Below are 20,693 nucleotides of genomic sequence, written 5' to 3' on the forward strand. Positions count from 1 at the left end.
TTGTCCGGTCTAGGGTCCGGCCGCCCGGCCGCATCGGGGCCGGGATCGAGGATCGAAGTATGAAACGTCTGCTTATCGGGGCCGCCGCGGGCGCCCTTCTGCTGCCCGCCACCGCCGCCCTGGCGCAGGACATCGGACACGACCACGCCTGCCTGGACGAGAGCTGCACCATCGTCTCGCTGTTCTCGGGCGAGGAGACCGCCGCCGGCTGGCAGGGGACCGAGGCGCCCAAGTACGGGACCTGGGGCTTCGACCTGGCGGGGCGCGACACCGCCGTGGCGCCGGGCGACGACTTCTTCCGCTACGCCAACGGGACGGCGATCGACAAGCTGATCATCCCGTCGGACCGCACCAGCTACGGCTCGTTCGCCCTGCTGCGCGAACTGTCGGACAACCGGATGAAGGAACTGGTCACGGGCCTGGCGGCGCGCACCGACCTGGCGCCCGGATCGGACGAGGCCAAGATCGCCGACGCCTATCGCGCCTACATGGACGAGGCCCGCATCGAGCAGTTGGACGCCCAGCCGCTGCAACCCTATCTGAGCGCCATCCGCGCCGCCGACAGCCATGAGAAGCTGGCCGCCTACATGGGCCAGACGGTCGGCCGCTTCGGCGGGTCCTTCTTCGGCACCGGCATCACCATCGACGCCAAGCAGCCGACCCGCTACGTCGTCTCCACCGGCCAGTCGGGCATCGGCCTGCCCAACCGCGACTACTATCTGGACGCGCGCTACGCCGACAAGAAGGAGAAGTACCAGGCCTACGTCGCCGACATGCTGGGCATGATCGGCTGGGCGAACCCGGCCGAGACCGCCGCCGCCATCGTGGCCCTGGAGACCAAGATCGCCGAGGCGCACTGGACCCCGATCCAGAACCGCAACCGCGACGAGACCTACAACGAATACACCATCGCCCGCCTGGCCGCCGACGCGCCCGGCTTCGACTGGCAGACCTATTTCGACGCCGCCGAACTGGGCGGGACGCCGCGTCTGATCGTACGCCAGGACACGGCCATGCCCAAGATCGCGGCCCTGTACGCCGAGACGCCGGTCGAGCTGCTGCAGGCGTGGGAGGCCTTCCACACCGCCGACGACATGGCGCCCTTCCTGTCCAAGCGCTTTTCCGACGCGCAATGGGCCTTCCGCTCGCGCGACCTGTCGGGCCAGCCCGGGCAGCGCAGCCGTGAGAAGCGGGCCATCTCCTTCGCCGAGAACGCCCTGGGCGAGGCCACGGGACGGCTCTATGTGGCCGAATATTTCCCGGCCGAGTCCAAGGCCAAGATGGAACAGCTGGTCGCCAACCTGCGCACCGCCCTGTCGCACCGCATCGACGGCCTGAGCTGGATGGGCGCCGAGACCAAGGCGGCGGCGCAGGAGAAGCTGACCAAGTTCACCGTCAAGATCGGCTATCCCGACAAGTGGCGCGACTATTCCGGCCTGGAGGTCCGCGCCGACGACCTGGTCGGCAACGCCGAGCGCCGCGGCCTGTTCGAGTGGAACTATGACCTGGCCCGCCTGGACGAGCCGGTCGACAAGTCCGAGTGGGGCATGACCCCGCAGACGGTCAACGCCTACTACAACTCGGCCAACAACGAGATCGTCTTCCCGGCCGCCATCCTGCAGCCGCCCTTCTTCGATCCGGACGCGGACCCGGCGGTCAACTACGGCGGCATCGGCGGCGTGATCGGCCACGAGATCGGCCACGGCTTCGACGACCAGGGCTCCAAGTCCGACGGCGACGGCGTGCTGCGCAACTGGTGGACCGCCGAGGACAAGGCCAACTTCGAGGCCCTGACCACCCGCCTGGGCGCCCAGTACGACCAGTACGAGCCCCTGCCCGGCTATCACGTGCAGGGCGGGCTGACGATGGGCGAGAACATCGGCGACGCCTCGGGCGTGGCGGTGGGCCTGGAGGCCTATCACCTGTCGCTGAACGGCCAGGTCGCGCCGGTCCTGGACGGGACCACCGGCGACCAGCGCTTCTTCTACGGCTGGGCCCAGGTGTGGCAGTCGAAGTACCGCGACGAGGCCCTGAAGCAGCAGGTGGCGACCGACCCGCACTCGCCGGCGCAGTTCCGCGTGATCGGCCCGCTGCGCAACGTCGACGCCTGGTACGACGCCTTCGACGTGGAGCCGGGCGCCAAATACTATCTGGCGCCGGAGGATCGCGTCCGCATCTGGTAAGGCGACGCTCCTTCGAGAATCGCGAAAGGCCGGGGGCGAGCCCGGCCTTTCTGCTGTCCGGCGTCCTGTTCGGCGAAGGCGCGGCGACGGTCCAGGCTGCTGATTTCAGGCACGAAAAAGCCCGCTGCGGGGGATACGTCGCAGCGGGCTTTCCGAGGCTCTTGTGAGCCGACGTTTCCTCCCCGAAACGCCTTCAAGAACTGCGTGCTTGAGCACCGCTCGTCCTCGAGTGAGACCAATTGACGCCATCCCGGGGCTGTCGTCAACGGGGGTTTCGCCGCAAATCGAACTTTCGTCGACTTATCGCTGATAACTCATCCTTGGCGAGACTATTTATCGAAGCTTATTCGATAATGCGGCGGATGGCGGAGACTAGTTCGGCGCGCGGCAGGACGACCTGTCCGGGACGCTCGGCCTTCCAGGCTTCGTTGTCGGCGATCCCGGCGGCGGCGGCGCGGCCGGCGTCCAGGTCCTTGATGGTCACCTGTCCGGCCGCGATCTCGTCCCCGCCCAGGATGACGGCGGCCGGGGCGCCGCGCCGGTCGGCGTATTTCATCTGCGCCTTCATGCCGGCCCGGCCCAGGTAGAGTTCGGCCGCGATCCCGGCGGCGCGCAGCTCGGCCACGGCCGACAGATAGTGCGCCATGTCGTCCTCCGAGAAGACGATGACCACCACCGGGCCGCGCACGGCGTCGGCGTCGCCCCGCCCGGCCGCGCGCAGGGCCGAGGCCAGGCGCGAGACGCCGAACGAGAAGCCGGTGGCGGGCACGCTCTGGCCGGTGAAGCGGGCGACCAGGTCGTCGTAGCGGCCGCCCCCGCCGATCGAGCCGAAGCGGACCGGGCGACCCTTGTCGTCGGCCGTCTCCAGCAGCAGTTCGGCCTCGAACACCGCGCCGGTGTAGTATTCCAGGCCGCGCACGATGGTCGGGTCGAAGGTCACCGCCGCCGGGTCGACCGACATGGCGTTCAGGGCGCGGTCGATGGCGGCCAGTTCGTTCAGGGCCGCCTCGCCCGCCGCGCCCAGGTCGCCCGATCGGGCCACGGCGTCCAGGGTCTGGGCGCGGGTCAGGCCCGGCGTGTTGGCCGAGGCCAGGAAGGCCTCGACGGCGCCCTTGACCGTGGCCGGCAGGTTCGCCCCCCGTGTGTAGTCGCCCGACTCGTCCAGCCGGCCTTCGCCCAGCAGTTGGACCACGCCGTCCCAGCCCAGGCGGTCGAACTTGTCGATCGCGCGCAGCGCCGTCAGCCGCTGGCCCGCCTCGGTCACGCCGCCGGCGTCGAACAGGCCGTCGAACAGCTTGCGGTTGGACACGCGGATCTGGGCCTGGCCCGGCGCCAGGCCGGCGGCCTGGAGGCCCTGACAGGCCATGGCGATGATCTCGGCGTCGGCCTCGGGCCGGTCCGAGCCCACGGTGTCGGCGTCGCACTGCCAGAATTCGCGGAACCGGCCGGGACCGGGCTTCTCGTTCCTCCACACCGGGCCATAGGCGTAGCGGCGGAAGGGCTTGGGCAGGGTCTCCCACGACTGCGCCGCGAACCGGGCCAGGGGCGCGGTGTGGTCGTAGCGCAGCGCCATCCAGTCGCCCGGCTCGTCCGATCCGGCGTCGTCCTGCAGCGCGAAGACGCCCTCGTTGGGCCGGTCGGCGTCGGGCAGGAACTTGCCCAGGGCGTCGGCGTATTCGAAGGCCGGCGTCTCCAGCGGCTCGAAGCCCCAGCGCTCATAGACCTCGGACACCTGGCGCACGATGCGCCGTTCGGCGGACAGGTCGCGCCCGCGCTTGTCGGCGAAACCGCGCGGATTGCGGGCGAGGGGGCGGAGGGGGCCTTCGGTGCTCATGGCGCGCGCTTAAGCCAAGGCACGCGCGGTCGCAACCGAAGAGGATGGTGGTGCGGGCGGTCGGGGTCGAACCGACACTCCTTTCGGAACCGGATTTTGAGTCCGGCGCGTCTACCAATTTCACCACGCCCGCATTGGGCCGCCTCATGCCACACGGACGCGGGCGGCGTAAAGCGGCGACTAGGCCGCGACTTCCACGTGGTCGTCCGGGCGGCCGGCCAGGATGCGGCGGGCGCGGATGAACATCTCGACGCGCTGCAGCACGATCAGGGCCAGGGCGAACACCAGGAAGGCCTCGGTGACGGCCAGGGCGTTCAGATGCCACTGGGCCGCGTGGCTCTCGATCAGGGGGCGCAGCACGCCGCGGAAGGCGAACAGGGCCACCACCAGCACCAGGCCCAGCGGCGAGGCCTGGGACCGCAGCGACCCGTCGGGCTCCTTCTCGATGGTGATGGTCTTGCCGCGCCACCAGCCGGCGACGCCGCCCAGCACCGCCCCGACCAGCAGGATCGCCCAGACGTCCAGGCCGAACGGCGACGCCCCGACGGCGCGGGTCGAGCCCCACACGCCCAGCAGGATCAGCGGTCCCACGATCGCCGGCATGACCCACAGCAGGTTCGGGCGCAGGACGCGCCGCCTGCGGTTGCGCAGCAGGACCAGAACGATGACGACCGGAATGACGGCCAGCGGAATCCACTGTTGCGGCGACATGATCTCTTCCCCGACCTCCCCCTTGAGGCCGGGGCCAGACTAGCCGCGTCAGGCGTTGCGCGAAAGCGGCTCCACGCTCTGTTCGATGGCGCCGAAGATCGAGTGGTGACGCGCGTCCAGCATCTCGATCCGCACCGTGTCGCCGTGGGCCAGGAAGGGCGTCTCGGGCTTGCCGCGCAGGATCGTCTCCACGGTGCGGACCTCGGCGATGCAGGAATAGCCCAGGCCGCCCTCGGCGACCGGACGGCCGGGGCCGCCGTCGGCGTCGCGGTTCGACACCGTGCCCGAACCGATGATCGTGCCGGCGCTCAAGGCGCGCGTCTTGGCCAGATGCGCGATCAGGGTCCCGAAGTCGAAGGTCATGTCGACCCCGGCGTCCGCCTTGCCGAAGTCGCGGCCGTTCAGCTGCACCGACAGCTCGCCGTGCAGCTTGCCGTCCTTCCAGCGGTCGCCCAGGGCGTCGGGCGCGACCAGGACGGGCGACAAGGCGCTGGCGGGCTTGGACTGGACGAAGCCGAAGCCCTTGGCCAGTTCGGCCGGGATCAGGTTCCGCAGCGAGACGTCGTTGACCAGGCCGACCAGGCGGATGGCGGCCAGCGCCTCTTCCCGCGTCGCGCCTTGGGCCACGTCGCCCACGACCACCACGATCTCCGCTTCTAGGTCGCAGCCCCAGGCCGGGTCGGCCAGCGGAATGGGGTCGCGCGGGCCCAAAAAGCCGTCGGACCCGCCCTGGTACATCAGCGGGTCGGTCCAGAAGCTCTCGGGCATCTCGGCGCCGCGCGCCCTACGCACCAGTTCGACGTGGTTCACATAGGCCGAGCCGTCCGCCCACTGATAGGCGCGCGGCAGGGGGCTGGCGGCCTCGTGCTCGCGGAAGCGCCCGCGCGGCACGGCCTCGTGCTCCAGGCTTTCGGCCAGGGCGCGCAGCAGCGGTTCGCAGCGATCCCAGTCGTCCAGCGCCGCCTGCAGGGTGGGCGCGATCAGGAAGGCGTCGGTGAACCAGTGAAGGTCGCTGGAGACGACCACGAGGCGGCCGTCGCGGCCGTGCTTGAGCGAGGCGAGTTTCATGCCCAAGGCCTAGACCGAAAATCAGTCGGGGGCCAGCAGCAGGGTCCGGGCCTCGGCGCCGGCGCGGGCGGCGGGGTCGCGCACCTCGACCTCGACCACCACCGCGCCCTTCGGTTCGACCGCCCACAGATAGCGGCGCTCCACCTCGACCGCGCGGCCCGAGGGGGCGAAGCCGGCGAAGCTGTCGCCCCAGGGCGTGACCTTGCGGATGTCGGCGAACGGCAGGGCGCAGGCGGCGTCCAGCTCTTCCTGGGCCATGGCGTCCAGTTCGTCGGTCATGGCGTCAGCGCCGCGAGAACAGGGCGCGGGTCAGGCCCGAGAATACCAGCCGGCCGCCTTCGTCCAGCAGGTCGTGCGAGGCGATGACGATGCCCTTCTCGTCGCCCACCGGATCCTTGCCCATCACCGTCATCCGCCCGCGCAGCAGCTCGCCCGCCGGCGGATTGCGCATATAGCGCAGGCCGTCGACGGCCAGCACCTTGGTCTGGGCCCACCCGGCGGCCTTGTCGGCGGCCAGTCGGCTCCACAGCACATAGATTAGGGCGTCCGGCGCGCCATAGGCGACGTCCCAGCCGGGCTGGAACCGCTCGACGAAGATGTCGAGCGCGCCCTGGTCGACCGCGCAGGCGCCCAGGGGAACGACCTGCCCCACCTCCAGATCCTCGAAATGGACGAGCAGCGGGTCGCTCATGGGCGGTCGATCCTTCAGGCCGGTTCTTCGGAGACGCGAACCAGCAGCTTGCCGTCGTGATCGCCCGTGAACAAGCGGTTCAGCGAGGAGACGGCGCCTTCCAGCCCGTCGTCGACGTGGACCTTCCACTTGATCTTCCCGTCCGCCAGCCACGGCCCCATCTCGGCGACCATCTCCTTGGCGCGGGGGGCGTAGTCCAGCACCAGGAAGCCCTGGACGTTCAGGCGGTGGGTGATGATCCGGCCGAAGTTCGGCGCCGGCGGCATCCGCGTGGCGTTGTACGAGGACACCAGGCCGCAGACCGCCATGCGGCCGTGCACCTTCAGGCGGTTGAAGACGGCGATCATGATGTCGCCGCCGACGTTCTCGAAGTTCAGGTCGATCCCGTCCGGGGCCAGCCGGTCAAGCGCGTCGCCCACGTCCTCGTTCTTGTAGTCGATGGCGGCGTCGAAGCCGAGTTCGTCGGTCAGCCAGGCGCACTTCTCCGGGCCGCCGGCGATGCCGATGACGCGGCAGCCGCGCTGCTTGGCGACCTGGCCGGCGATGGAGCCGACGGCGCCCGCCGCCGCCGAGATCACCAGCGTCTCGCCCGCCTGGGCCTTCAGCACGTCGGTGACGCCGAAATAGGCGGTCAGGCCGGTCATCCCCAGCACGGACATATTGGCCGTCAGCGGCAGGCCCGGCGCGCGGTGGACGGGGCGCAGGCCGGCCTCGGGCACGACCGCATAGTCGGCCCAGCCGCCCGAGATCGGCATGACCACGTCGCCGACCTTGAACCGTTCCGAGCGGCTGTCCTCGACCACGCCCAGGGTCAGGCCGCGCATCACGTCGCCCAGGCCCACCGGCGGCAGATAGCCTTCGGCGTCGTTCATCCAGGTGCGGTTGGTCGGGTCCAGCGACAGATAGACGGTGCGGACCAGAACCTCGGACTCCTTCAGGTCCGGGATGGGGCTCTCGACCAGTTCCAGGTCGCCGTCCTGAACGACCCCCTTGGGCCGTTGACGCAGCACCCACTGACGATTGGTTCGGGCCATGTCGGCTCTCCCATGCGTTTTCATTCAGGACGCATACTAGCGCAGGCGCGGGCGCCGTCGAGACGCGTGCGCAAGAAAAGAAAAAAGGCGGTCCGTGCGGACCGCCTTTGGGAGTGGCATCATCGAGAATGAGGCGCGGAGGCGACAGATCGGTTTTGGGGCCGATCAAGTCGGGGGGCGTCGCCGCCTCCGCATCCCGATAACGGCGCCCGCTGACGGCGGTTCCGACGCCGGACAGGTTTTTTCCGCTTTCGGAACAGCCAAGCCTGACCGGCGTTCAACAGCCGACCCAAGGACAAGAGGCGGGAGGCCTGAATGACTCAACTCGACCCCAACCGAACCCCGGACACGCCGCGCCAGGGCCATCCCGTGGACGCGCGCGACACGCGCCAGGGGCGGCCGGGCGTGCGGATCCTGTGGCTGCTGATCATCTCGGCCGGCGCCGCCGCCGTGGTGCTGCTGGGCCTGTGGCTGGTCAGCCAGGGCGGCTTCTCCCAGACCAACGCCAACAACGGGGCCCAGGCGGTGGACGCCCAGGCCTTCCAGGGTGAAGGCGCCGCCGCGCCGACGCCGGACGCGCCCACCGGCCCGACGGGCGAGGCCCAGCCGGTTCCCACCGGCGAGGCGCCCAACGTCAACGCCCCGACCGAACCCTCCAACTGATCGACAGACAAGAGAAAGGCCCCCGGAGCGCCGCTCCGGGGGCCTTTTCAATTGAACCGTTCCGTCGGATCAGGCCGCCTGCTTCTGGCGCGACGGATGGAAGAACAGCGCCTGGCTGATCGCCGCCTTCACCGTCTCGGGCTGGAACGGCTTGGTGATCAGGAAGGTGGGCTCGGGCCGCTCGCCGGTCAGCAGGCGTTCGGGGAAGGCGGTGATGAAGATCACCGGCACGTCCATGCTCTTGAGGATGTCCTTGACCGCGTCGATGCCGGACGAGCCGTCGGCCAGCTGGATGTCGGCCAGCACCAGGCCGGGCTTGTGGCGGGCCACGGCGTCGATGGCTTCGTCATGGGTGGTGGCGGCGCCGGTGACCCGGTGCCCCAGTTCCTTGACCAGGCTCTGGATGTCGGCCGAGATGATGGCCTCGTCCTCGATCACCAGCACGTCGGTGGCCAGTTCGGCGTCGATGTCGGACTGGGCCTCGCCGATCAGGCGTTCGACCTCGCGCGGGTCGGCCGACAGGATCTGCGCCGCCTCGGACGGGGTGAACCCCTCCAGCGCCGTCAGCAGGAAGGCCTGGCGCGAGCGCGGCGCGATGCGCAGCAGGCGGCGCGAGGCGTCGTCGCGCGCCTCGACCCCGCTGGCGTCCTCCAGCTGGGCGCCGGTCGACACCCAGATGGCGTGAAAGACGTGATACAGCGCCACGCGCGGCGTCATGTCCGGCGACAGCTGCTGTTCGCCGGCGGCCAGCGCCTCCAGCGCGACGCGGACATAATTGTCGCCGGTCGCCTGGTCCCCGGTCAGCGCGCGAGCGTAACGGCGGACATAGGGCAGGTGCGGCGCAAGTCTGGCCAGAAGGCTCATATTCCGGAATTCCCCGACTAATGGCCCCTCCAACCCAAGGAGAGGCGCTACAGCGGAACGAAACGTGCCAAAGGCGTCACGGTTCCGGCGAAACGATCAAGCTTGAGCATTAAAAGGTCGTAAGGCAGGAACCCCCGCCGGGGGGCGACGTTATCGACGCTGCATTTCTGCACTGCATGTTGGGTGGGCGGTGTTCTGTCTATGACTAATTCTTCTGAATCCCCGCACCGCAAGGTCGATGAAAAGGCGGGGACGGCCGGTCTTGAAGAGGCCCGGCTTCGACAGCAGGCCATCGGGGTCAAGCTGCGGCACATGTTCGACGAGGTCGTCAACGAGCCGGTCCCCGACGAATTCCTGGACATCCTCAAGCGCGCGGACAATCGTTCGGGCGAGGGTGGCGCATGAGCGCCTCTCGTCTGGGCGCGGCGCCCAAGCCGCCGTCGAGCGACGACAACGCCTTCAAGACCCAACTCGTCGCCCTGATCCCGCACCTGCGCGCCTTCGCGCGCACCCTGACCGGCGATCCGACCGCCGCCGACGACCTGGCGCAGGACGCCATGATGAAGGCCTGGGACGCGCGCGCCAGCTATCAAATGGGCACCAACATGAAGGCCTGGACCTTCATGATCCTGCGCAACCAGTTCTATTCCGAGAAGCGCCGGTCGTGGCGCCAGTCGCAGCTGGACCAGGAAGCGGCCGAGCGGACCCTGGTGGCGGTGGACGATCCCGAGGCGCCCGTCGCCCTGGACGAACTGCGCCAGGCGCTGAAGACCCTGCCGGAGGAGCAGCGCGAAGCCCTGATCCTGGTCGGGGCGGGCGGCTTCGCCTACGAGGAGGCGGCCGAGATCTGCGGCTGCGCGGTCGGCACGGTCAAGAGCCGCGTCAGCCGCGCGCGTCGGGCGCTGCTGGCCACGCTGGAACGCGGCGGCTACGCGCGCGACGGCCAGGCCGCGGGCGACGCCATGCGCACAATCCTGGGGGAAGCGGATCGCCTGAGCGGCGCCCGGGACTAGCGGGTGCCCGCCGAAACCAGAACGACGGGGCGATCTCCCGCCCGACGGTTCGGCTGGCGGCCGGACCGTCTTCAGGGCATCCGCTTTCGCCTGGGCCTGGCGATGGCGGCGGCCCTGTTGCCGATCTTCATCCTGAGCCTGATCCAGACCCAGGCCGATTTCCGCCAGCAGGCCGAGGCGCGGCGCGTCAACCTGCAGTTGGCGGCGGAACGGTCGTCGGCGTCCACCAAGGCGCGGCTGGACAGCACGCAGGTGCTGTTGCGCGCGCTCAGCCCCGCCGCGCTCGGCCCCTATTGCACCCCGCGTCTTTCGGCCCTGGTCGACGATTTGGAAGGCTATGAAGGCCTCTATCGCGTCAGCCCGACCGGCCAGGCCGTCTGCGCGTCCGGCCGCGACGAGGGTTTCCGGTCCGGCGTCGCCCCGGCCGGCCAGTCCGGCTGGTTCGAGCGCCTGCGGGCCGGCGAGGACATGGTGGTCATGCGCGCCCCGGTCGATTCCGACTATCCGCCCGCGCTGATCGTGGCCATCCGCGCCGAGCGGCCGATGGGCCGGTTCGACGGCGCCATGGCGGCGGTCATCCCCTTGACCACGCTGCAGCCCGACACCCGCGACCCCGCCCTGCCCCAGGGATCGGAAACGGCCCTGACCGACGGCGCCGGCCGCCTGCTGACCGCCAGCGACGCCAGCGCCTTCCAGCTGTCCGGCGGGGGCGACGTGGCCGGCTGGGTCGAGCGGGCGCGCAACGACGGGGCGGCGGTGTTCGAGGCGCGGGACAGCCGGGGCCAGCGCCGCGACTACGCCGGCGCTGCGCTGGCGGGCGGCGACCTTTATGTGCTGATCTCGGCGCCGTCGCCGGGCCTGCTGTCGTGGGCGCGGCTCAATCCGATCGGCGCCCTGCTGCTGCCGCTGGGCGCGTGGCTGACGGCCTTCGCGGCGGTGATGCTGCTGTCGGAGCGGCTGTTCATCCGCTGGCTGGACTATCTGGAGCGGGTCGCCGCCATCTACGCCAAGGGGCGTTTCTCGGTGCGGCCGATCCAGGCCATGAACGCCCCGTCCGAAATCCGGGTCATGGCCCGCACCCTGGACGAGATGGCCGAGGCGATCACGGTGCGCGACCGGTCGCTGACCGACTCCCTGGCGGAAAAGGACGCGCTGATGCGCGAGATCCACCACCGGGTGAAGAACAACCTGCAGATCATCTCCTCGCTGCTGTCGATGCAGCAGCGGGCGGTGGCGGACGCCTCGGCCAAGGCGGCGCTGGGCGACACGCGCCAGCGGATCTCGGCCCTGGCCCTGATCTACCGCACCCTGTACCAGAGCGACGACGTGCGCCACGCCGACGCGCGCGTCTTTCTGACCGAGCTGGTCGGCCAGCTGATCGCCAGCGAAGCCGGGCGCGGGCCGATGGTCGTCAGTTCGGTCGAGGCCGACACCCTGTATGTCGACCCGGACAAGCTGGCCCCCCTGGCGCTGTGGCTGGTCGAGGCCGTGTCCAACGCCCAGAAGCACGCCTTCGCCGGGCGCGGCGGCCATCTGAAGGTCCGCTTCCGCGTCGACGGCGCGACCAGCGTCCTGGAGGTCGAGGACGACGGCCCCGGCGTGCCGTCCGACGACGACGTGGGCGTGGGCCGGACCCTGATGGGCGCCTTCGCCAAACAGCTGCGGGGAGAGGCGCAGATGCTCCCCGCGCCCGGAGGCGGAACCATCGCGCGCATGACGTTCGCCACGCCCGAGGCCGTTCACCCGGAAGAAGCGCCTTAAAAGCTTCACGGTGCGGAACCGCCAAGCCTGGGTGGCGTTGACTGCCACGGAACCGGCCATTCCTGCGCCGGGATTGTCGGAGAGAAAAGAATGCGCAAGATTTTCGTCCTGTTCGCCGCCGCCGCCGCCCTGACCACGGCCGCCTGCAACACCGTTTCCGGCGTCGGCCAAGACGCCCAGGCCGCCGGTCAGGCCGTCGAGAACTGCGCCGAAGGCCGCGTCTGCTGATCTTGGCCTGAGCCAGACGTTCAGGGCCCCGTCGCACCCTGCGGCGGGGCCTTTTCGTATGCGCGCGCCAGGGCTAGGCTTGGTCCCGGAAGCGCCCGTCAGATGGCGTCGGAGGACAGATGGCCCAAGCCGCCGCCGCCCGTGAGCCGGGCCTGAAGACCGTGGTGGGGGCCTCCGCGGCCGGCACGGCGTTCGAGTGGTACGACTTCTTCATCTTCGGCTCGCTGACCACCGTCATCGCCCGCCATTTCTACGCCGACGTGGGAGAGGCCACGAGCTATGTCCTGGCGCTGCTGACCTTCGGCGTCGGCTTCGTGGTGCGGCCCCTGGGGGCCCTGGTGTTCGGCTGGTTCGGCGACAGGGTGGGGCGAAAGACCACCTTCCTGGTGACCATCACCATGATGGGCCTGGCGACGGTGGCGATCGGCCTGCTGCCCGACTACGGCCAGATCGGCCTGTTGGCGCCGGCGCTGCTGTTGCTGATGCGCGTGCTGCAGGGCTTCGCCCTGGGCGGGGAATACGGCGGCGCGGCCATCTATGTCGCCGAGCACGCCCAGCCCCGCAACCGCGGCTTCATGACCAGCTGGATCAACACCACCGCGGCCCTGGGCCTGATCGGCGCCCTGGTGGTGATCCTGGTCACCCGCCTGATCGTGGGCGTCGAGGCGTTCGACGCCTGGGGCTGGCGGATCCCCTTCCTGCTGTCGGGCCTGCTGCTGGCCATTTCGCTGTGGATCCGGCTGAAGCTGAACGAGAGCCCGGCCTTTCGCCGCATGGAGGCCGAGGGCGGCGCCCGGCGCGCGCCCTATCGCGGGGCCTTCCTGACCTGGAAGAACGGCCGCTTCGTCCTGATCGCCCTGTTCGGCGTCATGTTCGCGCAAGGGGCGGTCTGGTACTGCGGCTATTTCTACACCCGCTTCTTCATGGAGCGGATGCTGAAGGTGGACGTGGCGACGGTGGACGGCCTGATCCTGGCCATCTCGCTGGCCTCGGCCTTTCTGTATGTCTTCTTCGGCTGGCTGTCGGACCGGGTGGGGCGCAAGCCCGTCATGCTGTTCGGCATGATCCTGGCGCTGGTCGCCTTCTTCCCCGGCTTTCACGCCCTGACCCGCGCGGCCAACCCCGCCCTGGCCGAGGCGCAGGCCCGCGCGCCGGTCACGGTCGTGGCCGATCCCGCCACCTGCGCGGTCCAGTTCGATCCGGTCGGCAAGGCCGCCTTCGTCAGCGCCTGCGACATCGCCAAGACCATACTGACCAACGCCGGCGTCTCCTACGACACGGTCGCGGCGTCCGCCGGGGCCACGGCCCTGGTCCGGGTGGGGGCGGCCGAGGTCGCCTCCGTCGACGGCGCCCGCCTGACGCCCGCCCAGCTGAAGGCCGCCCGCGGCGATGTCGAGGCGCGCATCAAGGCCGCGCTGGCGGCGGCGGGCTATCCCGACCGGGCCGATCCCGCGCGGATCAACCTGCCGATGGTCTTCCTGATCCTGATGGTCTTCATGACGGCCGCCTGCGCGCTTTACGGCCCCCAGGCCGCGGCCCTGGTCGAGCTGTTCCCCACGCGGGTGCGCTATACGGCCATGAGCCTGCCCTACAACATCGGCACCGGCTGGGTGGGCGGGCTGTTGCCGGCCGCCAGCTTCGCCCTGGCGGCGGCGTCGGGCAACATCTACTTCGGCCTGTGGTATTCGGTCGTCTTCACCGTCATCGCCGTCGTCGTCACCGTCCTGTTCATGCCCGAGACCAAGGGGCGCGACCTGGACACCATCGGGGCCTGAGCGCGTTCTAGGGCTCGGACCCAGACATCGGAGCGCCTTCATGACCAGTCCTCGCGACGCCGGCCTCAACCTTTTGCGCCAGCACGCCCTGATCGCCGGGGAGCCCATTGCGGCGAACGGCGGCGGGATCGCCGTGGACGATCCGGCGACCGGCGCGGTGATCGGTCATGTGCCCGACCTGGGCGAAGCCGAGACCCGGCGGGCGATCCAGGCCGCGACCGAGGCCTTTCCCGCCTGGTCCCGGTCCGACCCGCACGCGCGCGCGGCCTTCCTGCGCAAGTGGGCGGCGCTGATCGACGAGAACGCCGAGGGGCTGGGCGCCCTGATGGCGCTGGAGAACGGCAAGCCGTTCGAGGAGGCCAAGGGCGAGGTCGCCTACGCCAACGGCTTCATCAAATGGTTCGCCGGCGAGGCCGAGCGCCTGATCGGCGAGACCCAGGACAGCCCGCTGGGGCATCTGATCCTGACCTACCGCGAGGCGGTGGGTCCGTGCGCCCTGATCACGCCGTGGAACTTCCCGGCCGCCATGCTGACGCGCAAGCTGGGTCCGGCCTTCGCCGCCGGCTGCACCGCCGTGGTCAAGCCGGCCAGCCAGACGCCCTTCACCGCCATCGCCCTGGCTGAACTGGCCTATCAGGCGGGGCTGCCCGTCGGCGCCCTGTCGGTCGTCACCGGCGACGCGGCGACCATCGGCAAGGCGCTGACCGACAGCCCCGACATCCGCAAGCTGTCCTTCACTGGCTCCACCGGCGTGGGCCGGATGCTGGCCGAACAGTGCGCCCCGACCCTGAAGCGGGTGTCGATGGAGCTGGGCGGCGCCGCCCCCCTGATCGTCTTCGCCGACGCCGACCTGGACCTGGCCGTGGCCGAGACCATCAAGGGCAAGTTCAGGAACTCGGGCCAGACCTGCGTCTGTCCCAACCGCGTCTATGTCGAACGTCCGGTCGCCGAGGCCTATGCCGAGAAACTGGCCGCCGAGGTCGCGAAGATTCCGGTCGGAAACGCGTTCGACGACGGCGTCAAGGTCGGCCCCCTGATCGAGGAGAAGGCCCTGGACAAGGTCGAGAAGCACGTGGCGGCGGTGAAGGCCGACGGCGGCCGCGTCCTGACCGGCGGCGAACGGCACGCCCTGGGCGGCCGCTTCTTCCAGCCGACCGTGACCCTGGGCGGCGACGACCGGCTGTTCCGCGAGGAAGAGACCTTCGGCCCCATGATCCCGGTCTTCGCCTTCGATGCCGAGGACGAGGTCCTGGACAAGGCCAACGCCAGCGAGTTCGGCCTGGCCTCCTATCTGTTCACCCGCGACCTGGACCGCGCCATGCGCATCGGCCGCCGCATCGAGGCCGGCATGTGCGGCGTCAACACCGGCCTGATCTCGACCCCCGTCGCCCCGTTCGGCGGGGTCAAGCAGTCCGGCTACGGCCGCGAAGGCTCGATCCACGGCATCGACGAATACGTCGACGTCAAGGCCGTGACCCTGGCGTTGCGCTAGGTCCGACGTGAAGGGGTGGAAGTCGACGTCGCTTTGCTGATAATCGGCGGCTGCCCCCCACCACTCGGATCGACGACGTTGAGCGACTTCCCTCCTCCCCCGGTTCGAGACGGCCGCCGGATCTTCGTTCTGGCGAACTGCCAGACCGGGGGACTGACCGCCTGCCTTGACCTGCTGCTGCCTCGGGACACGGTGACGGGCCTTCACTGGCTATATTCCGAGGAGGGCAAGGCGAACGCCGCGGCCGCAGCCGCGGACGCCGACATCGTCGTGACCTCCGCGCCGCCCGACCTGCGCGCGCAGATGGCGGCCGAGCACGGATTCGACGAAACCAAGTGCGTGATTATTCCCAGCATTCACTTCGCCGGCTTCCATCCCGACCTGACCATCGCCTATGCGGGCCAGACGCGGATCAACGTCCTGGCGGGCGTGCCCTATCAATCGGCCATTGGGGTCTGGGCGTGGAAGCGGGGCCTGACCGCCCGCGACGCGCGACGCCTTTTCACGCAACGGACGATGGGCGCGCTGGGATACGACCGATACTGGACCAAGGCCGTGGCGGAGAGCCGCGCGGATTTCGCCGCCACGACCATTCCGTTCACGGACTACTTCCTGCCGCTCCAGGCGTCGGGCAGGCTCTTCATGCACACCTTCAACCACCCGCACATCGCGGCGATCGCCCAACTGGCGCGCGGCGTGGCGCGTCGGCTGGGGGCGGCCGAGGCGGACCTTCGCCAGCCGCTCGAGGACATGGTGCCCGACGCCCTCAGTCTGGGGCCGATCTGGCCGGTCTATCCGGGCGTCGCGGAGGCGCTGGGCCTGCAGCCCAGCTGGCTGTGGAAGATCGGCGACGTCCTCTATACCCTGGACGACTATCTGGAGGCGCAGTTCCGCGCTCTGGACGCTGCGGACGGCCCGGTGACCTGCGCCATGGCCGACACGCCGCAATTCAGGTCCATACTTCGCGAGATCGCCGCCTGATGAGCAATCCCTACAGCTCGCTTCCCGATCACTGCTTCTGGAGCCGGGGCGTCACCTGGGTGCATCCGGCCCAGATGGACCCGATGTCCAGGGCGCCGTTCATGATTTCCGCCTCCGACAAGGTGGCGACGATGGGCAGCTGCTTCGCCCAGCACATCTCGCGTCGGCTGCAGGCCTCCGGCTTCAACTATTTCGTGCCTGAAGCGGCGCCCGCGTCCCTGCCGGCGGCCGAGGCCAAGGCGGCGAACTACGGCGTCTTCTCCGCCCGCTATGGCAACATCTACACGGTTCGCCAGGCGGTTCAGCTGTTCGATCGGGCCTTCGGTCACGCGACGTTCGACGAGGCGTGGGAGCGGGACGACCGGCTGGTGGACCCCTTTCGGCCGCAGATCGACCCGAAGGGCTTCGCCGATCTGAACGCGCTGCGGGCGTCGCGCGCCGAACATCTGGCCGCGGTGCGGCGGGTGTTCGAGGAAGCCGACGTGCTGGTCTTCACCCTGGGGCTGACGGAAGCATGGCGGTCGATCGCCACGGGCGCCGTCTATCCCACGGCCCCCGGCGTGGCCGGCGGCGCCTTCGATCCGGCCCTGTTCGAGCCGGTCAACTTCAAGGTCGACGAGGTCATCGCCGATCTGGATCTGTTCGTGACGAAGACGCGGTCGGTCAACGCCGGCGTCCGCATCATCCTGACGGTCTCCCCGGTGCCGCTCAAGGCGACCTTCGAGGATCGCCACGTGCTGCAGTCGACGGTGTACAGCAAGTCCGTGCTCCGCGTCGCCGCTCAGCACGCGGCGGATTCCCATGATGACGTGGTCTATTTCCCGTCGTTCGAGATCATCACCGGACCGGGCGGGGCCGGGCGCTACTACGCCCAGGATCTGCGGGAGGTGAAGGACCTCGGCGTCGCCCATGTGATGCGCGTGTTCGAACGGCACTTCATCCGGGGCGAAGGCGCCGATCCCGCAGCCGCCGCCGCGCCGGTGTTCGACACCGGCGGGCACAGCGACGTCATCTGCGACGAGGACGTGCTGGAAGCCGCCCTTCAAGGCAGTCGCATACGGCGTCAGGACGCCCCGGTCCTGGCCGAGGAGGGAGAAGCCCTGGGCCTGTCCGTCAAGGAGGTGCGCGACGGCTACCGCCTCTTCCTGCAAAGGGCGCCGGAATCCGAGGAGGTGATCACGCTCCACCGGCGTACGTTTTCGGACCGACGAAGCTTCGCCCTGTCGCTGGTGCGATCCGACGAGTTTCGTCAGGGCCGCCGTCCGGACGCGCCGGACCGGTTCGCCGAATGGATCGACTGGCTGTCCGCCTGACGTCACACCGGCAGCGCCCCGCGCTTGACGACGGGGCGCATGGCCACGCTGGAGGAGACGCGGTGGACGCCGGGCAGCCGGGTCAGGGCCTTGGCGTGCAGGCGCTCCAGGTCGTCGACGTCGCGGACCACCAGCCGCAGCAGATAGTCGGCCCCGCCGGTCATCAGATAGCACTCCATCACCTCCGGCACGGCGGCGACGGCCTGCTCGAACGCCGACAGCGCCGCCTCCGACTGCGACGACAGGGTCACGGTGACGAAGACGCTGATGGGCAGGCCGACGGCCCGCTCGTTGATGACGGCGGCGTAGCGGCGGATCACCCCCGCCCCTTCCAGGGCCCGCAGGCGGCGCAGGCAGGCGCTCTCCGACAGGGCCACCCGCTTGGCCAGGTCCGCATTGGTCATGCGGCCGTCCTCCTGAAGCAGGCGGAGCATCTTTCTGTCGGTCGCATCCAGTTCGACGGCGGAAACGGTCTTCATCTGCGGCTTTCCCTGGCGGATTCTTCGCTTTCTGCACCCCTCGCCGCGAAATGAACAGGAATCTGCGTTTCGCTGGGCGATATAAGTGCGATCGACGAGGCGGTCCGCCGGGAACAGGCGGAAGGCCCTTTTCCCGGAGGAGACACAGATGCGCGTCGGCGTTCCCAGCGAGATCAAGACCAATGAACACCGGGTCGGCCTGACGCCGACGGCGGTGCGCGAATATGCGGCCCGCGGCCATTCGGTCATGGTCCAGGCGGGGGCCGGGGCCGGCGCAGGCTTCACCGACGAGGACTATCGCAAGGCTGGCGCGAGCATCGCCCCCGACGCCGCAGCCGTCTTCTCGGGCTCGGACATGATCGTGAAGGTCAAGGAGCCCCAGAAGGTCGAGTGGGAGATGCTGCGCGAGGACCAGATCCTCTACACCTACCTGCACCTGGCGCCCGATCCCGAACAGACCCAGGGCCTGCTGGCGTCGAAATGCGCCGCCATCGCCTATGAGACCGTGACGGACGCGCGCGGCGGCCTGCCGCTGCTGGCGCCGATGTCCGAGGTCGCCGGCCGGATCGCCGTCTTCTCGGCGGCCGAGACCCTGCTGAAGCACAACGGCGGCATGGGCCTGCTGTTCTGCGGCGTGCCGGGCGTGGCGCCCGCGCGGGTGCTGGTGCTGGGCGGCGGCGTCGTCGGCCTGAACGCGGCGCGCATGGCCATGGGCCTGGGCGCCGAGGTGGTGGTGCTGGAACGCTCGATCCCGCGCATGGCCTATATCGACGAGGTCACGGGCGGCCGCGTCATCACCCGCTATTCCTCGATCGGCGCGATCGACGAGGAGATCGTCAAGGCCGACGTGGTCATCGGCGCCGTCCTGGTGCCGGGCGCCTCGGCGCCCAAGCTGGTCAAGCGCGAGCATCTGGCGAAGATGAAGCCCGGCTCGGTGCTGGTCGACGTCGCCATCGACCAGGGCGGCTGTTTCGAGACCTCCAGGCCGACGACGCACGAGGACCCGACCTATGTCATCGACGGCGTGGTCCACTATTGCGTGGCCAACATGCCGGGCGCGGCGCCGCGCACCAGTTCCGAGGCCCTGAACAACGCCACCCTGCCGTTCGGCCTGGCCCTGGCCGACCACGGCCTGGACGCCCTGAAGAAGGACCCGCACCTGGCGCGCGGCCTGAACGTGCTGAAGGGCCAGATCACCTATCCGGCGGTGGCCCAGGCGCTGGGCCTGGAATGGTCCGATCCGTTCGGCGTCTGGGCGCACGGCTGACGACGACGCGGAGGGTTCCGGTCCGGCCCGGCCCCTGCTAACCCTCCGCCAAATCATCAGGAGACGAACCATGGCCGCTTCCGAAGGCTGGGACATGCCGACCGGCGACCTCATGAAGGGCAAGAAGGGCCTGATCATGGGGGTCGCGAACTCCAGCTCCATCGCCTGGGGCATCGCCTCGCAGCTGGCGGCCCAGGGCGCCGAACTGGCCTTCACCTACCTGGGCGAAAGCCTGGAGCGGCGCGTGCGCCCGCTGGCCGAAAGCGTCGGCGCCAAGCTGCTGATCCAGGCCGACGTCACCGACGACGCCTCGATGGACAAGGCCTTCGAGGAGCTGGAGAAGGAATTCGGCGCGATCGACTTCGTCGTCCACTCGGTGGCCTTCGCCAACAAGGACGAGCTGAAGGGCTCGTTCGTCGACAACACCACCCGCGACAGCTTCCTGCTGGCCATGAACATCTCGGCCTTCAGCTTCGTCGACGTGGCCAAGCGGTCGGCCAGGCTGATGCCGAACGGCGGGTCGATGATCACCCTGACCTATCTGGGGTCGGAACGGGTCATTCCGAACTACAACACCATGGGCGTGGCCAAGGCGGCGCTGGAGGCGGCGACCCGCTATATCGCCCGCGACCTGGGGCCCAAGAACATCCGCGTCAACGCGATCAGCGCCGGCGCGATGCGCACTCTTAGCCTGGCCGGCATCTCGGGCGGGCGCGGCCTGCATTCCAAGTCGGCGCAGTTCTCGCTGATCAAGGAAGAGACCTCGATGGAAGGCGTCGCCGGCGCCGCCCTGTGGCTGTGCTCGGACCTGGGCCGGTCGACCACGGGCGAGGTCGTCCACGTCGACGCCGGCTTCCACGCCGTCGGCCTGCCCGAAGACGTCGAGGGCTGATCGCTCAGCGGGCCGCCGCGCCCCGGCAGCAGGCTTCGATATTGTTGCCGTCCGGGTCCAGCACGAAGGCGCCGTAATAGTCCCCGGCCCCTTCGCGGGGGCCGGGCGCGCCGTTGTCGCGGCCGCCCGCCGCCAGCGCCGCCCGATGGAAGGCGTCGACCATCGCCTTGTCCTCGGCGACGAAGGCCACGTGCATCTGGTTCCGCCCGGCGCGCGAGCCCTCGACCCAGTAGGACGGCCGCGTGGTCCCGATCCACAGATAGGGGATCGGCTGGTCGGCGCTGTGGCCGAACAGGAAGGATTCGGGCGAGTTGCTGATGGTCTGCAGCTTCAGCGCGGCCGCCACCGCGTCGTAGAAGCGGCGAGCGGCCTTCAGGTCCGAGACGACGATTCCGGTGTGGTCGAACATGGCGGTTCAACTACCGGTCGGGGCCGGCCGTTCCA

21 protein-coding genes and 1 tRNA gene are annotated in these 20,693 nt (G+C 69.7%); 12 read left to right on the forward strand and 10 right to left on the reverse strand.

Going from position 1 to position 20,693, the window contains the following annotated elements:
- Positions 1–59: 59 nt before the first annotated feature.
- On the forward strand, positions 60–2,183 hold the full coding sequence (locus tag M8231_RS15825) for a M13 family metallopeptidase (protein WP_250201920.1): 2,124 nt from the start codon (positions 60–62) through the stop codon (positions 2,181–2,183).
- 343 nt (positions 2,184–2,526) lie between these two features.
- On the opposite strand, the gene hisS is transcribed toward M8231_RS15825, so the two are convergent.
- The 7 genes from hisS to M8231_RS15860 all read right to left on the reverse strand — a co-directional run bounded on the left by hisS (position 2,527) and on the right by M8231_RS15860 (position 7,521).
- Entirely contained in the window at positions 2,527–4,017 is a 1,491-nt protein-coding gene (gene hisS, locus M8231_RS15830) for a histidine--tRNA ligase (RefSeq protein ID WP_250201921.1), read from the reverse strand.
- A 48-nt stretch (positions 4,018–4,065) separates the two neighbouring features.
- Positions 4,066–4,150: transfer RNA gene (locus tag M8231_RS15835), tRNA-Leu, on the reverse strand.
- Between the two features lie 47 nt (positions 4,151–4,197).
- Positions 4,198–4,728, reverse strand: a complete 531-nt coding sequence (locus M8231_RS15840) for a CcdC protein domain-containing protein (protein WP_250201922.1) — start codon at positions 4,726–4,728, stop codon at positions 4,198–4,200.
- A gap of 48 nt (positions 4,729–4,776) precedes the next feature.
- Positions 4,777–5,796 carry a fumarylacetoacetate hydrolase family protein gene (locus M8231_RS15845; RefSeq protein ID WP_250201923.1) on the reverse strand — a complete coding sequence of 340 codons (1,020 nt, stop codon included), beginning with the start codon at positions 5,794–5,796 and terminating at the stop codon, positions 4,777–4,779.
- A gap of 21 nt (positions 5,797–5,817) precedes the next feature.
- Positions 5,818–6,075 carry a hypothetical protein gene (locus tag M8231_RS15850; protein WP_249751805.1) on the reverse strand — a complete coding sequence of 86 codons (258 nt, stop codon included), beginning with the start codon at positions 6,073–6,075 and terminating at the stop codon, positions 5,818–5,820.
- 4 nt (positions 6,076–6,079) lie between these two features.
- On the reverse strand, positions 6,080–6,487 hold the full coding sequence (locus M8231_RS15855; protein WP_249751806.1) for a hotdog family protein: 408 nt from the start codon (positions 6,485–6,487) through the stop codon (positions 6,080–6,082).
- Positions 6,488–6,501: 14 nt separating this feature from the next.
- On the reverse strand, positions 6,502–7,521 hold the full coding sequence (locus tag M8231_RS15860) for an NADP-dependent oxidoreductase (protein WP_250201924.1): 1,020 nt from the start codon (positions 7,519–7,521) through the stop codon (positions 6,502–6,504).
- Positions 7,522–7,836: 315 nt separating this feature from the next.
- Here M8231_RS15860 and M8231_RS15865 point away from each other — a divergent pair, with 315 nt between their 5' ends.
- Positions 7,837–8,184 carry a hypothetical protein gene (locus M8231_RS15865; protein WP_250201925.1) on the forward strand — a complete coding sequence of 116 codons (348 nt, stop codon included), beginning with the start codon at positions 7,837–7,839 and terminating at the stop codon, positions 8,182–8,184.
- Between the two features lie 69 nt (positions 8,185–8,253).
- On the opposite strand, the gene phyR is transcribed toward M8231_RS15865, so the two are convergent.
- Complete coding sequence (gene phyR, locus M8231_RS15870; protein ID WP_249751809.1) at positions 8,254–9,048, reverse strand: anti-anti sigma factor/receiver protein PhyR; 795 nt, start codon at positions 9,046–9,048, stop codon at positions 8,254–8,256.
- A gap of 201 nt (positions 9,049–9,249) precedes the next feature.
- On the opposite strand from phyR, the gene nepR reads away from it, so the two are divergent.
- The 8 genes from nepR (at position 9,250) to M8231_RS15910 (ending at position 17,611) form a co-directional block, all read left to right on the forward strand.
- On the forward strand, positions 9,250–9,453 hold the full coding sequence (gene nepR / locus M8231_RS15875) for an anti-sigma T factor NepR (RefSeq protein ID WP_249751810.1): 204 nt from the start codon (positions 9,250–9,252) through the stop codon (positions 9,451–9,453).
- Complete coding sequence (locus tag M8231_RS15880; protein ID WP_249751811.1) at positions 9,450–10,061, forward strand: sigma-70 family RNA polymerase sigma factor; 612 nt, start codon at positions 9,450–9,452, stop codon at positions 10,059–10,061. Before nepR ends, M8231_RS15880 begins: the two co-directional genes overlap by 4 nt.
- A 102-nt stretch (positions 10,062–10,163) precedes the next feature.
- Positions 10,164–11,822, forward strand: coding sequence for a sensor histidine kinase PhyK (gene phyK, locus M8231_RS15885; RefSeq protein ID WP_431307139.1), 1,659 nt, complete (start codon positions 10,164–10,166; stop codon positions 11,820–11,822).
- Positions 11,823–11,912: 90 nt separating this feature from the next.
- Positions 11,913–12,050: an entericidin A/B family lipoprotein gene (locus M8231_RS15890; protein ID WP_249751815.1), complete on the forward strand. Its 138-nt coding sequence runs from the start codon at positions 11,913–11,915 to the stop codon at positions 12,048–12,050.
- A 119-nt stretch (positions 12,051–12,169) separates the two neighbouring features.
- Positions 12,170–13,825 carry an MFS transporter gene (locus tag M8231_RS15895; protein WP_249751816.1) on the forward strand — a complete coding sequence of 552 codons (1,656 nt, stop codon included), beginning with the start codon at positions 12,170–12,172 and terminating at the stop codon, positions 13,823–13,825.
- A 40-nt stretch (positions 13,826–13,865) separates the two neighbouring features.
- Positions 13,866–15,317, forward strand: a complete 1,452-nt coding sequence (locus M8231_RS15900; protein ID WP_250201927.1) for an NAD-dependent succinate-semialdehyde dehydrogenase — start codon at positions 13,866–13,868, stop codon at positions 15,315–15,317.
- A 78-nt stretch (positions 15,318–15,395) separates the two neighbouring features.
- On the forward strand, positions 15,396–16,298 hold the full coding sequence (locus tag M8231_RS15905) for a WcbI family polysaccharide biosynthesis putative acetyltransferase (RefSeq protein ID WP_250201928.1): 903 nt from the start codon (positions 15,396–15,398) through the stop codon (positions 16,296–16,298).
- Complete coding sequence (locus M8231_RS15910; RefSeq protein WP_250201929.1) at positions 16,298–17,611, forward strand: GSCFA domain-containing protein; 1,314 nt, start codon at positions 16,298–16,300, stop codon at positions 17,609–17,611. Before M8231_RS15905 ends, M8231_RS15910 begins: the two co-directional genes overlap by 1 nt.
- A gap of 2 nt (positions 17,612–17,613) precedes the next feature.
- On the opposite strand, the gene M8231_RS15915 is transcribed toward M8231_RS15910, so the two are convergent.
- The gene (locus M8231_RS15915) at positions 17,614–18,090 is read right to left on the reverse strand and encodes an Lrp/AsnC family transcriptional regulator (protein WP_249751819.1); all 477 of its coding nucleotides are present in this window, start codon (positions 18,088–18,090) and stop codon (positions 17,614–17,616) included.
- Positions 18,091–18,238: 148 nt separating this feature from the next.
- Between M8231_RS15915 and ald the strand changes: the two genes are divergently transcribed.
- Both ald and M8231_RS15925 read left to right on the forward strand, forming a co-directional pair.
- The gene (ald, locus tag M8231_RS15920; RefSeq protein WP_250201930.1) at positions 18,239–19,357 is read left to right on the forward strand and encodes an alanine dehydrogenase; all 1,119 of its coding nucleotides are present in this window, start codon (positions 18,239–18,241) and stop codon (positions 19,355–19,357) included.
- Between the two features lie 70 nt (positions 19,358–19,427).
- The gene (locus tag M8231_RS15925; protein ID WP_249751821.1) at positions 19,428–20,249 is read left to right on the forward strand and encodes an enoyl-ACP reductase FabI; all 822 of its coding nucleotides are present in this window, start codon (positions 19,428–19,430) and stop codon (positions 20,247–20,249) included.
- A gap of 4 nt (positions 20,250–20,253) precedes the next feature.
- On the opposite strand, the gene M8231_RS15930 is transcribed toward M8231_RS15925, so the two are convergent.
- Positions 20,254–20,658 carry a VOC family protein gene (locus M8231_RS15930; protein WP_249751822.1) on the reverse strand — a complete coding sequence of 135 codons (405 nt, stop codon included), beginning with the start codon at positions 20,656–20,658 and terminating at the stop codon, positions 20,254–20,256.
- Positions 20,659–20,693 lie beyond the last annotated feature (35 nt).

It is taken from the genome of Brevundimonas albigilva (assembly GCF_023573565.1).
Classification (GTDB): Bacteria; Pseudomonadota; Alphaproteobacteria; order Caulobacterales; family Caulobacteraceae; genus Brevundimonas; species Brevundimonas albigilva.

Excerpts from the sequence above, each read along its gene's own strand:
- M8231_RS15825 (WP_250201920.1), top strand. The coding sequence starts at position 60 with ATGAAACGTCTGCTTATCGGGGCCGCCGCGGGCGCCCTTCTGCTGCCC.
- hisS (WP_250201921.1), bottom strand. The coding sequence starts at position 4,017 with ATGAGCACCGAAGGCCCCCTCCGCCCCCTCGCCCGCAATCCGCGCGGT.
- M8231_RS15840 (WP_250201922.1), bottom strand. The coding sequence starts at position 4,728 with ATGTCGCCGCAACAGTGGATTCCGCTGGCCGTCATTCCGGTCGTCATC.
- M8231_RS15845 (WP_250201923.1), bottom strand. The coding sequence starts at position 5,796 with ATGAAACTCGCCTCGCTCAAGCACGGCCGCGACGGCCGCCTCGTGGTC.
- M8231_RS15850 (WP_249751805.1), bottom strand. The coding sequence starts at position 6,075 with ATGACCGACGAACTGGACGCCATGGCCCAGGAAGAGCTGGACGCCGCC.
- M8231_RS15855 (WP_249751806.1), bottom strand. The coding sequence starts at position 6,487 with ATGAGCGACCCGCTGCTCGTCCATTTCGAGGATCTGGAGGTGGGGCAG.
- M8231_RS15860 (WP_250201924.1), bottom strand. The coding sequence starts at position 7,521 with ATGGCCCGAACCAATCGTCAGTGGGTGCTGCGTCAACGGCCCAAGGGG.
- M8231_RS15865 (WP_250201925.1), top strand. The coding sequence starts at position 7,837 with ATGACTCAACTCGACCCCAACCGAACCCCGGACACGCCGCGCCAGGGC.
- phyR (WP_249751809.1), bottom strand. The coding sequence starts at position 9,048 with ATGAGCCTTCTGGCCAGACTTGCGCCGCACCTGCCCTATGTCCGCCGT.
- nepR (WP_249751810.1), top strand. The coding sequence starts at position 9,250 with ATGACTAATTCTTCTGAATCCCCGCACCGCAAGGTCGATGAAAAGGCG.
- M8231_RS15880 (WP_249751811.1), top strand. The coding sequence starts at position 9,450 with ATGAGCGCCTCTCGTCTGGGCGCGGCGCCCAAGCCGCCGTCGAGCGAC.
- phyK (WP_431307139.1), top strand. The coding sequence starts at position 10,164 with ATGGCGGCGGCCCTGTTGCCGATCTTCATCCTGAGCCTGATCCAGACC.
- M8231_RS15890 (WP_249751815.1), top strand. The coding sequence starts at position 11,913 with ATGCGCAAGATTTTCGTCCTGTTCGCCGCCGCCGCCGCCCTGACCACG.
- M8231_RS15895 (WP_249751816.1), top strand. The coding sequence starts at position 12,170 with ATGGCCCAAGCCGCCGCCGCCCGTGAGCCGGGCCTGAAGACCGTGGTG.
- M8231_RS15900 (WP_250201927.1), top strand. The coding sequence starts at position 13,866 with ATGACCAGTCCTCGCGACGCCGGCCTCAACCTTTTGCGCCAGCACGCC.
- M8231_RS15910 (WP_250201929.1), top strand. The coding sequence starts at position 16,298 with ATGAGCAATCCCTACAGCTCGCTTCCCGATCACTGCTTCTGGAGCCGG.
- M8231_RS15915 (WP_249751819.1), bottom strand. The coding sequence starts at position 18,090 with ATGAAGACCGTTTCCGCCGTCGAACTGGATGCGACCGACAGAAAGATG.
- ald (WP_250201930.1), top strand. The coding sequence starts at position 18,239 with ATGCGCGTCGGCGTTCCCAGCGAGATCAAGACCAATGAACACCGGGTC.
- M8231_RS15925 (WP_249751821.1), top strand. The coding sequence starts at position 19,428 with ATGGCCGCTTCCGAAGGCTGGGACATGCCGACCGGCGACCTCATGAAG.
- M8231_RS15930 (WP_249751822.1), bottom strand. The coding sequence starts at position 20,658 with ATGTTCGACCACACCGGAATCGTCGTCTCGGACCTGAAGGCCGCTCGC.